Here is an 8,240-nt window from a genome sequence, read left to right on the forward strand (position 1 = left end):
AAGCCTGAGCATAAGTTTTTCTGTATTAACTCAGCAGTTAAGCAGCGGTTTTTGAGACAATCTTTGCTTTCCTGCGTTTGGAGACTCGTTTTTTGACCGTTGGATATCGAGTTCTTGGTGGTTGAGATTGGCCTTGCTTGCGTCGGGTGATTTACCGCGAGTTTTGGTGCTTGAGCAGGTGTTCCAATCGCCGCAATAATACTTGGGAATGCTTGAGCGACGCGTCCTGGTGATAGAACTTGTTGAGGAGACTGCCAGGGTAAAGGCGTATCCATACAGTCTGACCGAGCAAACCACAATTGCCAAGATATCATCCCAATCAAAGTACTCCATCGCTCTGTCGCTTCATTGGACGTGAGTTGAGGGTCGTCCAATAGAGCCGTTGTTTGGCAAATCGATACCAATGCTCAATGCTAAAGCGCTGCAGATATCTTCGCCATAATCGCTCCAGACTTGGCATGCATTCTCCAGTCCAGGCCAGCCAAAGCGGCTTAAACTTTCGTCGTTTACCTTTCGGTTGGATGATCTCAACGCGCAAAATTTCCATTTCTCGTTTGGCCGAATTACGGAAATGGAATTGGCTCCAGCGAGTTACTCTGACCTGTCCAAGTTGGGTGTCTTCTATCTCCAATATTTCGCTGGCTTCTGGATATATTAGGGGCATCAATTTGAACTTATGTCCATGCTTACGAGGAGCCCTCGTCCTGAATAAGCGAAGGGAATACCATACACAGCGATTGGATGCTAAGCGCAATAACAGGTCGACTTCAATCCCTGCAGTGTGATTGAGAAGATGCCTACCGTAGTGACGGTCAAACGCGGCTAGAGGACGCACCGGCAAATGACGACAGACTTGCTTTAATTGAAACGTGGCTTTGGTCAAAGCGGTCTCAAGCTCGTGATTCGTTCATGGCGTAGGGGCAGTGCCCAATGCTGACTTTCGTCTGGGACCCAAGAAAGGGTGCTATAACTTTGGCCTACCCCGACAGTATGTCCCCCTTGATGATGAAAACCTCTGTCTTTGAGGGTCTTGGCCTCGGGACGCAGCCAAGGACTACTATCTCCCACGAAGAGCGGCTGGTCTTGAGCGGAAACTTGTCGAACTAAATACCGGTGAAGTTTGGCACGATGGATACGACCATCATGCAGGGCTGAATAGGTACTCGACCATTGACGACGGAAGATAGGATGTTGAGACAAACACACAAATGAACGCAGGCTCGGACTCTGCTGCATAATCACGACTTCTCCGGTTGAGTGGCACTAACTTCTCCACCCCCAACCAAAAAAATATTGGCCAACCATTTTCGACAGGTAGATATGGAATTATGGGTTGCAATTCATAGGCAAAAAATCAGCTCTGAATTCATACATATCACGAATGGAAGATCGTGATCTCATCCGGTCTATTCATGTATCTGTCCTCCTTTTTTCATCCTTCTTCTCCTTGTGCGTTTTAAGGTTAGATCTTGGATCGTTTCTCTCGTTGTTTTCTCCTCATGTGAACGGTCATTACTCAGTTCTCTTCTGGCTTCAGGGTCAGTTTGCTGTCAATTTCCGCATGGATTCTCCTCGGAGCAAGACCTTCATCGCATCATGGATAATCCGGTCGAGGATGGCATCGGCGAGGGTGGGATCTTGAATTTGTGAGTGCCATTGCTCCAGGGGCATTTGCGTGGCGAATAAACAGGAGGCTTTACGGAAACGCTCGTCTAGGATATCGAGTACTTCTCGAGCTTCAAAGACAGACAGGGGATCTCTAAGCCATTCATCCAGCACCAATAGATCGTAGGCCGCTAATTGTTTTCGAGTTTGGGATAAGACCCATCTCCTTGGCCAGCTTCAACTCCAGCACCAGGTCAGCGGTTTTGATATAGCGCACGCTATGGCCTTGCTTGCACAGATGATTGCAAGGACCGACGCCAAGAAAGACTTCCCTACACCGGTCGGCCCAATAGAATCAATGACAGGTTTTTTGGAGCCAATGGCCTTGAGCAAATTCAAGGAACTGGATTTTACGGAGTCCTCTGGGACATCGAAATCCACGGCATCTAAGGTGGCATGCACCGGCAGTCGCGCTTGCCTGAGTCGCGTTGCATCCGTTGATTCTGACGCCGGATGTATTCGCGCTCTACCATCAAGGCCAGTCGTTCATCGAAGGACAGATCATGATAGGTGGGCATCGCCTGCTGTTCTCGCCAAGCTTCGAGTACGCCGGTGAGTTTCATTGTTGTAGCTGTTCAATCATTGCTTGCATCGTTGTCTCCCCCTACGTCGCTGATAATATTCGGACCCTCGGACATTGGCATGGTGAATAGGAATCACCTTATGGGTTCATCCGGTAAGGGGTCGGATTCAAGTTTGTTTGGAGCATGGACTTGAGATAGCGTTGGCCCACCATCCCCATAGCATTAGCCGATTACAGCGGCTTCCAACCTTTCAGCACCATGGGTGTTCTCAGATGTTGCACCCCTTTTAAGCTCGAAATGCTTGTTCATCATGGGCTTCTTCTCAAAGATCTCTATCACTTGTTGCTTCGTTGCCGGTCCAACATTCTGAGCCCAGGTGATGAAGGTCTCTCTCGATTGGTTTTTGTGGCTAAGTGCGCCGGTGCATATGCCCCTCTTGCGTGGAATGCTGAAATGAAACGCTGGAACGTTCATGTACCGCAATGCGCTGATGGTCATGGAAATCTGCACCAAGATTCCGTAATCTTGACCGATACCGATTGACCCACATAGCCATAAGGGACACTGTATAGTGGCGGTTCACCTCAATGTGATAATCAAAACTCACTTTCGCAGTTTTAAATTCGCCAAACTCAAACGCATGGCTGGGCAAGGACCTCAGTTCCGGTGGTCCACTTGCTCAAATAATTCTCGACGGGATGACCATAGGATTTCATGGTCCGATGGTTGAGTTTCTCGAGTCCCGCTGCTATCGCTTCATTCAGTTGCTTGAAACTGGTAAAGGTCTGATCTCTCAATGGCGCTAGGATATGACGCTCCACTTGCTGTACCGCATTCTCCACTTTGGGTTTATCCCGAGGGCATTTGGGGCGAGCGGGCAGAATAATCACGTTGTAGTGTTCCGCAAAGTCCTGATAACTCCGATTGATACCGGGCTCATAACGACACGGATCTGTGACTCCTGACTTGAGGTTGTCTGGAACGATAGCGACCGGCACCCCACCAAAGAAGGCCAAGGCCCGTTGATGAGATCCGAGCCAGTTCTGATGGTTTGGCTTTCGGTCGCCTCTGCATAGGTGTAGTTACTCGCTCCACAGCAGGCTACAAATACTTGAGCTTGAGTCACCTCACCGGTTTTGGGATGGACCACCGGCACCGTCATACCGCAGTAGTCCACAAAAATCTTTTCCGCTCCCTTGTGAATCTGGCGCATGGATAGCGAGTGCTGCTTTTTCCACTGACGGTATCGACGGCAAAAGCCACTATAGCTACAGTTCCAGTCTCCTCTCTCTTTACCCTCCATCCACAGTAGGCCCAGGGGACCCCTTTGCGTTGCATCTCTCGATGCACATATTCGAAGTCAATCGCTGGCTTCTTACGGGAGGACTGACGCTGACCTTTTCCCAGCAAATGCTGGATATCACTATCACTCAGTGGCTTAACTGGTCATAACTGAGAGATTGACCCTGGGCACGGCGCAGATAGTCCCGGACACTGGTACGGGAGATGAAGCAGCTACGAGCGATCTCCGATTTATTGTGGCCGAGTTCATGTAAACGGATATTTCGCGAAATTTACTCATCGACAGGGTTGCTCCTTGACGTTTATAGGCCATTGCCATCTCCATTCCTCTGCTAATGCACAGAAGTTTAGAGGTTGGCCTGGCTAGGATAATGACCTGTCGAAATGATGGTTAAGGGGGTGGAGAAGTTAACTGCCACTTATCCGGCGAAGTTGTTGCCACAGGGGTGGAGAAGTTTATTGCCACTTGACTGGCGAAGATAACTTCCATAGGGGTGGAGAAGTTACTGCCATTCGACCGGAGAAGTCAACCTCCACAGGGGTGGAGAAGTTGGTGAGAATATGCAGACTCATCAATACCGCATCCATTAGCTCAAATAACGCGTCTTTACTGGCGCCAAAGCAGCTATACAGAGTTTGGCGGAATTGACGCAGATGGTCGAAAATCATAAGGGCAATGAGTGTGATGATTCATTGACCTTAAAGCAGTCGGTGTACTTCATTGACTGCTTTTCTCGTTTGCTTTAGTCCAAACTCAAGTAATTTAGGTCCTGGAGTCTGGCAAATTTCATCAAAGTTCAGCCTCCTTTCATTACCGCCAGAACAGGCGGTAACCTACTCTGAAGTGTGTGCCTCAGAGCAGTAACTCGAATTCAGCTAATGTTTCTCAAGCCATTAGGCTGCAATCCGAGTTGGTAGAATGAAGCGCTTCACGACTCCTTGCGTATTGCCATCCGTGATGGCCTGCTCACAAGCAGCCATTAAGACCGCTTGAGCCTGTTGCTGTCGGTGATGTTCAATCACTGGGCAATTGAAATGAATGGATCATCCCTCTGTTGAGAACAGCGCAGTTGAGCATACAAAAAATGCAACGCTAAATGCACCAAAGAGTACCACTTGTGAATCGCTTCATAGTGTTGGACGCGAAACTCCCCCAATCCCAAACATTGCTTGAGATACCAATAATCTGTTCAATGGACCAGCGCTTTGAGTAGCGTTTCAGTATTTTGGCCGCAGACAATGAGGTGTCTGTGCACAGGTAATACTTCGGGTGAGAATCCCGAGGGTGCCGCTTGGAGATGACCACACAGACGTCAAAAGGCACCTCATTTAATCGGCCCGTAATCGAGCGCGTTAGGTAGGTTGCTTTGAGCCTGTCACTGTTTTTAACTCAACTGAGTCGTAGTGTTTGTGCTTGAGGTCTTTGTTCCATTGACTCAGACGCTTGCCATCAAGAATGCGATTGGATTTGATAGCGCCCAACAAAACCATCGCTTGCCTTGCCGCCGAACAAACTTGAGTAGTTTGGCGGAGGCATACCAGCTATCGAATAAACGTACACCCGCCATTCTTTGGGTATAGAGGCTGGAGCTGCTGAAGCATCTCCCGGACCAGTTGATACTTGGTTGGAAGCGCAATCGCTCCTCCTTGGCACGTCCCCGGTTCAAGTTGCGAACCGTTTTTGCCCGTAAATAGAGCCGATAGGCGAAGGGAACACTGTGGTTGCCAATTTGAACCCGACAACTCACATGCACCATCCCTTTCTTGTACTTGGGAGTATGCGACCACTGGCATTGTGGTCATGCTGCCAATCCACCCCTTCCAAGGCATGGGTATCCTTATCTTTGCTACTGGTCGAGTCATCAATACTCACATACACCACAGGAGAACTTCCTCCTCGCTGCACGCGCTCTATGACATCGGCCAGGTGATTTCCCCAAGGCGTTTGTCGAGAGATTGCTCAGACCAGGTACTCACTCGTAAAAAGTCAGCCACTGCACTGGCATCTGGAGCATCAACCCACTGAGCATACAAGTGGCTAAGGGTTTTGCGGCCATTGCCCACAATCAATCCTTCAACAATACGCAGCACATGCTGCTGTTGAGGTTTAGATAACGGGATGCTCAAGTGTGAGAGGTACTGTTTTAGAGCCTGGTCTGGATGGATGATGCTTTTTAGAATGACTACACCTTTGGGCAAACACGATGGTTAATGGCCTGAATTTACTACGGTGTGGTCTTTGATGGCCAATCAAGCAGTTTTGCCAGACTCCAGTAGGTCTTGATACTAAGTGCTAGGATACGGAGAAATTTGTCTCATCCTGTCTTACACCTTGCTCGGTATCCAATAATTTAGGTCTTGATACTAAGTGCTAGGATACGGAGAAATTTGTCTCATCCTGTCTTCCTCAAATAATGCACTTCAAAAAACCAAGATACGCTTAAGCTTCTCAGCAATCTCCAGAGTAATTGGACGATCTCCTCTCTCCATCTTGCCAATATAATCAGAACTCACATCAATAAACCCTGCAAGCTGCTTCCGACTTAATCCCTTAACCTTTCTGGCTTTAAGTAAGCTACTTGGTTCGATATCAACTGCCTGGGCACGGTCAACCACAAGAGCCATTTTCTTGGGTGAGCCAATTTTGGTTAAAAGCTCAGGGATAGGATTTGGTGGGCTTATTGTCAACTTTGCATCAAGCAATCGATCTATTAATTTAACCTTTCGCCAATTCTTGGGTTTCGGGGACTCACTATCAGGTTGCAGCCAGCTTGGGTAAGTTTCGGGATCAAACTGTAAAAGCCATCCTAATTTATTCAGCATTTTCAAGGATTTATCCCACCGTTTTCTCAAATCTCTGGCCTTGCCCTTTTGATTTCGTGCTGTTTCTATTTCCGAAAGTGGAATTACTTCCTCAAGGAGTTTCCCCACAGTATAGTCATAAGGATTCTCATTTCTAGCTCTAATTCGAGAATCAAGCGTGAGTTGGATGGCTAATCGTAAAGCCATTTCATTATGGTAAGGATCGATTTGTAAAATATCTTTAGCAAGGTAACCAAATTGGTACAGAGCTTCTTGTGCCTTAAGACCAGCTCGGTTTAGAAAATTCATTGTCCATAAGCCTGGAGAAACGGTTATGTAAACTTCTTCTGGCTTTTCAATTTTTTTCGTCACAAAATCAAACTGTCCAGTAGGCTCTATCAATACATCCCACATCCGACCAGTGGGAGTACTAGCATCGATTTTACTTTTGCCCCTACCTGCTATCCATACTGACCTTACCAATAAGCAAGAAAGAGCATAGGCTGTGCTAGCAACAGCAAGTCTCTTTTCTGGTAAAGCAGTATTATGGTTTTTATCCCATCCGAGAAGCTTAATTATATCGGTCGCATTAAGGGTAAATGAGCTATTCCAGGGCTCCTCTTGTTCCATTGTTTTCGCAGCGAAGATGAGCTGAAGTTTGACAGTATCAAACCCAAAGATATCAATGATCTGTTCAGCAGCTTCCCAGGGTAAAAGGGCAATGTCTCCTGGGGAGGTAATGTAGTGTTCGATAAAGTTACCTGGATTAGATTTGCTACGATACTTAAATTTCGCATTCGAATTTTCATCTTGCTGCCATAGATCGGGGCGAAGCTGTGCCTTTATGCTGCTTGCAATAGGGATAGATGTAGGTAAAGCAGTTACAGCAGGTAGTTCTATTCTGGCTTTGTTTTTAGGTAGTGGCGAACGTCGAAGTCCTAATAAAGCATGCATATCTTCAAGAGAGCAGCTAGGTATACTCAACTGCTCAATTAAAATTAGAGCAATTTCCTGACTATGGAAAGAAGCCCTTACTTTTATCTGATCACAAATAGGGCCAGTTTTATTAGTTTTGAGAAATTTGATAACTATTTGTTGTAGTTGTGATGCAGACATTTCTCTTAAAGCCTTACTTCCAAGTTCAGACTCTAATTCCTGCAAAGCTAAATTCAATAATTCCCTACAAAAGGTATTTGAGATGGTCCCCTTAAATGACTCATGGCAGAAAAAGTCAGAAAGTGATTCATTCAAGTACTTTTTAACGGTTATTTCATCAATATTAAATTGTAGTACTTGAGATTCACGAGATATATCAGTATTTATCTGAATGTGTGGAAGAAAGGTATCTAAGGCACTCTTACCTTTTTCTTTAATAACTTCTTCAACCTTGAACTTATATACCTTGAGCAAATGCAAGTAAAGATGTTGAATTATTAATCTAGATAGATCAGTCCTTTCAAGCAGAAAGTCGATCATCTGATCCAGAAAATCTAAAGAGATAACTTGGTCTATAGCAACATCAATCGGTAAGGTAACGAAGATTATTTGATCTTCTGAGTTAACATTTGTTAAATGATGAGATTCCGGCGAGAGGTTTTCTCCTGACTTATCAGCAGCTAATATATCATCATGACAATCTAGATTCATAGTCAACTTAGAACGTGTAACCAGCTCATCAGAGTTAAAGCCATTCACTCTAATGTCCACTTTTCGTGTTGATCGATGTCTATCAGAAGCAGACACTAAAATTAACCCTCCTCAAGCGAAATATAAATAGCCAGATACAATAATCATTATTTTGAAGCACACCTAAGGTGTTTGAAAAGGAAAGACTAATGATTTTAATTAAAAGTGATTGAAAAAATTATTTGCCATAAACAAAGACCTATTATTGCAAATGAATAGGAATGTGACCTTGAATTTGTAAGATTTATAGATTTCAATCGA

10 protein-coding genes and 2 pseudogenes are annotated in these 8,240 nt (G+C 45.8%); all 12 read right to left on the reverse strand.

From position 1 onward, the window contains the following. Window positions 1–37: 37 nt before the first annotated feature. A pseudogene (locus ON05_RS38275) lies at window positions 38–1,227 on the reverse strand (NF041680 family putative transposase); the annotation flags it as partial. A gap of 312 nt (window positions 1,228–1,539) precedes the next feature. Next, window positions 1,540–2,067 (reverse strand): annotated as a pseudogene (locus tag ON05_RS37665) (ATP-binding protein). Further along, window positions 2,052–2,228, reverse strand: a complete 177-nt coding sequence (locus ON05_RS37670) for a hypothetical protein (protein ID WP_262562812.1) — start codon at window positions 2,226–2,228, stop codon at window positions 2,052–2,054. Before ON05_RS37670 ends, ON05_RS37665 begins: the two are co-directional and overlap by 16 nt. A gap of 183 nt (window positions 2,229–2,411) precedes the next feature. Then, complete coding sequence (locus ON05_RS37675; RefSeq protein ID WP_262562813.1) at window positions 2,412–2,687, reverse strand: hypothetical protein; 276 nt, start codon at window positions 2,685–2,687, stop codon at window positions 2,412–2,414. Between the two features lie 134 nt (window positions 2,688–2,821). After that, a complete protein-coding gene (locus ON05_RS37680; RefSeq protein WP_262562814.1) occupies window positions 2,822–3,079 on the reverse strand; it encodes a hypothetical protein in 258 nt (85 codons plus the stop codon). Then, window positions 3,076–3,492, reverse strand: a complete 417-nt coding sequence (locus ON05_RS37685; RefSeq protein WP_262562815.1) for a hypothetical protein — start codon at window positions 3,490–3,492, stop codon at window positions 3,076–3,078. Before ON05_RS37685 ends, ON05_RS37680 begins: the two co-directional genes overlap by 4 nt. Before the next feature lie 455 nt (window positions 3,493–3,947). Beyond that, complete coding sequence (locus tag ON05_RS37690; protein WP_262562816.1) at window positions 3,948–4,160, reverse strand: hypothetical protein; 213 nt, start codon at window positions 4,158–4,160, stop codon at window positions 3,948–3,950. A gap of 225 nt (window positions 4,161–4,385) precedes the next feature. After that, window positions 4,386–4,514 (reverse strand): hypothetical protein, encoded by a 129-nt coding sequence (locus tag ON05_RS37695; RefSeq protein WP_262561213.1) that lies wholly within the window; start codon window positions 4,512–4,514, stop codon window positions 4,386–4,388. A 413-nt stretch (window positions 4,515–4,927) separates the two neighbouring features. Next, the gene (locus ON05_RS37700; protein WP_262562807.1) at window positions 4,928–5,239 is read right to left on the reverse strand and encodes a hypothetical protein; all 312 of its coding nucleotides are present in this window, start codon (window positions 5,237–5,239) and stop codon (window positions 4,928–4,930) included. Beyond that, complete coding sequence (locus ON05_RS37705) at window positions 5,236–5,397, reverse strand: hypothetical protein (protein WP_262562808.1); 162 nt, start codon at window positions 5,395–5,397, stop codon at window positions 5,236–5,238. The genes ON05_RS37700 and ON05_RS37705 overlap by 4 nt, the downstream gene beginning before the upstream one ends. Window positions 5,398–5,402: 5 nt before the next feature. Continuing rightward, window positions 5,403–5,690 carry a hypothetical protein gene (locus ON05_RS37710; protein ID WP_262562809.1) on the reverse strand — a complete coding sequence of 96 codons (288 nt, stop codon included), beginning with the start codon at window positions 5,688–5,690 and terminating at the stop codon, window positions 5,403–5,405. Between the two features lie 222 nt (window positions 5,691–5,912). Continuing rightward, window positions 5,913–8,036, reverse strand: a complete 2,124-nt coding sequence (locus tag ON05_RS37715) for a helix-turn-helix transcriptional regulator (RefSeq protein ID WP_029315652.1) — start codon at window positions 8,034–8,036, stop codon at window positions 5,913–5,915. Window positions 8,037–8,240: the final 204 nt, after the last annotated feature.

It is taken from the genome of Acaryochloris sp. CCMEE 5410 (assembly GCF_000238775.2).
Lineage (GTDB): Bacteria > Cyanobacteriota > Cyanobacteriia > Thermosynechococcales > Thermosynechococcaceae > Acaryochloris.

What these genes read in the sequence shown, in the direction of transcription:
- ON05_RS37670 (WP_262562812.1), bottom strand. Translation starts at nt 2,228, where the DNA reads ATGAAACTCACCGGCGTACTCGAAGCTTGGCGAGAACAGCAGGCGATG.
- ON05_RS37675 (WP_262562813.1), bottom strand. Translation starts at nt 2,687, where the DNA reads ATGACCATCAGCGCATTGCGGTACATGAACGTTCCAGCGTTTCATTTC.
- ON05_RS37685 (WP_262562815.1), bottom strand. Translation starts at nt 3,492, where the DNA reads ATGGAGGGTAAAGAGAGAGGAGACTGGAACTGTAGCTATAGTGGCTTT.
- ON05_RS37690 (WP_262562816.1), bottom strand. Translation starts at nt 4,160, where the DNA reads ATGATTTTCGACCATCTGCGTCAATTCCGCCAAACTCTGTATAGCTGC.